The sequence below is a fragment of the Helicobacter sp. 23-1044 genome, from assembly GCF_053654695.1.
This window is the reverse complement of sequence record NZ_JBSIUQ010000025.1, coordinates 1-2553: the sequence shown is the minus strand read 5'-3', so window position 1 is coordinate 2553 and position 2553 is coordinate 1. Positions and strand designations below refer to the sequence as shown.

Here is a 2553-nt window from a genome sequence, read left to right as displayed (position 1 = left end):
TCAAAAATTCGCAGAATCTAAATGAATTTCGTCATTGCAAGAGTTGCGAATGCAAGTCGTGGCAATCCACACTTTCCGTCATTGCGAGATTCTGCGTAGCAGAATCGTGGCAATCCAAATAATTTATATATTAAATAAAAACAGATTCTGCGTTTTTGCGTAAATTCGCAGAATCTCGCAATAAACTTCGCAGAATCTCTTGCGAAAAAGTCAAAAAAATCAAAACTTCGCAGAATCTAGCACGGAATTTCCGCTATATTTCTAATGGCTTACTAACCGCCACTTTGCAAAAGTAAAGAAAGCCAATCAGCAAGGCGATACCGATTACATATCCTAAGAAAACTCCCCAAAATCCAGCCACCACAAAGCTAACTAGCGCGATTATCGCCACCGCGCAAACATAGGGTAGTTGCGTGATAAAGTGGCTTTGCACCGAGCATTCAGCCCCTGTGGCGGATAAAATCGTAGTATCGCTAATTGGCGAGCTATGGTCGCCAAACACCGCCCCTGCCAAAATCGCACTTATGCAAAGCGCAGAATCTACGCTCCCACCGCTATTTACGCTGATTACTTCTACGCCTATTGGGATTAAAATCGCAAATGTCCCCCAGCTCGTGCCCGTAGCAAAGGCGATAAACGCCGCAATGCAAAATAAAATCGCAGGGGTGAAAACCACCGCATTTGAGTTAAAAAAGTCCCGCCCGACACTCGCCAAATACACGCCCGTCTGCATATCATCGCGAATCACAGGTCCAATCCCCCACGCCAAAATCAAAATCAAAATCGCAGGTAGCATACCTAAAAATCCCGCGCGGATTATGGGCGCGTAATAGGCGACTTTAAGCTGTTTGCGCGAGATAAAAAAGCTCACAATCAGCGTAAATAGCCCGCCGTAAAAAAGCGAAAACGCCGTGCTTGTGTTTGCCAAAATATCCATTAGATTTTGCGAATTGCTCGCACGCCACCCGCTATAAAAAATCATCGCAAAAATCGCCACCATAAGCATCAAAATCGGCACAACCAAAAGCCAAACCGAGCTAGTCGCCCGATGTGCGTGCGATTCACGAAGCTCTTTTACGCCGACATTTACATTTTTTTGCATTGCGCGGAGATTCACTTGCCACAAAATCGTAAAAAACACCGCCACAAGCGCAAACCACGCATAATAATTACTCCAAATGCTTTGCATTAGTAGCACAAAACTATCGCCAAAATCTTTGGGGACATTCTTATCCATTACGCCCAAAATATACGCGCCCCAGCTTGAAATCGGCATTAGAATGCAAATGGGCGCAGAAGTCGAATCGATGATATACGCAAGGCGTTCGCGCGAAGATTTATTGGCGTCATTTAGCGATTTGCTGATTTGCCCCACGGTCAGCGCGTTAAAATAATCATCGATAAAAATCACAATCCCCGCCACAAATGCGATAAACTCCGAGCCTTGTGGCGATGAAATGCGCTTGTGCGCCCACGCTACAAAGGCATTCACCGCGCCAGAATACAAAATGAGCTGACTTAAAATGCCTAAAATGATGAGAAATCCAAAAATGTAAATGCTATCTAAATTTGCGCTGATTGCGCCATTTTCGCTTGTGTAGAAAACCCCCGCGATATTTTTGTAAATGTAGGGCAGAATCTCAAAAGGCGAATTATAAAATAGCAAAATCCCACCAAGCGCAATCCCGCAAAGCAAGGACAGCGCGACTTTACGCGTGATAAACACAAGCGCAATCACCACCACAGGCACTAACAAACTCAAAGCCGAATCGCCCAAAAATAATCCTTTTTACAAAAAATAAAATCGCATTTATGAAAAATAAAAACGCAGAATCTACCATTTTTAGACTTAAAATGTGGGATAGTTTTTGAGATTTGCTGAATCTCGCACGGCGTTTGAAATGCGAAATATCGCTAGATTATGTGAATTTGCCTAAATTTTATATGATTCGTAGAAACTAAATGGATTGCCACGACTTGCCTTTGGCAAGTCTCGCAATGACGAATTATTTTGAGATTTTGAGATTTTTCGCTTCGCTCAAAATGACAAAAAATAAAATTTGATTCGTGCAAAGCACGAATCACAATTCGCAGGATTGGATAAAGAAACTTCGGCTTTGCCTTGTTTTGCGAGTGTAGCGAAGCAACCATCGAAGTAATGGCGATTTTGCGTCAGCAAAATAAAAAGCGTTCGTGCGAAAGTATCGTGAGTGGAGTTCGTGGGTTGTGCCGAAAAATTCAAGATAGGACTTGGGAGTCCATCGAGCGAGAATTTTTCAAACTCCCGCGAAATCCGCCACGAGACTTTCGCACTTTTTCACTTAATACTTCCCTGTCCTTCCTCCACTTCTCGTATTCTTCGCTCCGCCGGTGTCTATGCCATAGTTTCGATTTTCATCCTTTGCTTCGCCTTTGATGTAGATAAATGCGCTTGTGTTCCACTTTATATTTGCATTCCAATAGGCATTATAAAGCAAGAAGTTTGGCATTGCGGGGATGACTTGCCCTGCGTTATTTTTTGCTATGCCGTGCCGAATGTTTAGTTTGTAAGTC

3 protein-coding genes are annotated in these 2553 nt (G+C 43.3%); all 3 read right to left on the bottom strand.

Features of this window, described 5'->3' with window-relative positions:
* Nucleotides 1–253 precede the first annotated feature (253 nt).
* Nucleotides 254–1777, bottom strand: coding sequence for a Na+/H+ antiporter NhaC family protein (locus ACWIUD_RS11990; RefSeq protein ID WP_454149386.1), 1524 nt, complete (start codon nt 1775–1777; stop codon nt 254–256).
* Between the two features lie 137 nt (nt 1778–1914).
* Nucleotides 1915–2151: a hypothetical protein gene (locus tag ACWIUD_RS11985; protein ID WP_454149384.1), complete on the bottom strand. Its 237-nt coding sequence runs from the start codon at nt 2149–2151 to the stop codon at nt 1915–1917.
* 170 nt (nt 2152–2321) lie between these two features.
* Nucleotides 2322–2553 (bottom strand): hypothetical protein (locus ACWIUD_RS11980; RefSeq protein WP_454149382.1); only part of this gene is annotated, 232 nt, incomplete at its 5' end.

What these genes read in the sequence shown, in the direction of transcription:
- ACWIUD_RS11985 (WP_454149384.1), bottom strand. Translation starts at nt 2,151, where the DNA reads ATGGTTGCTTCGCTACACTCGCAAAACAAGGCAAAGCCGAAGTTTCTT.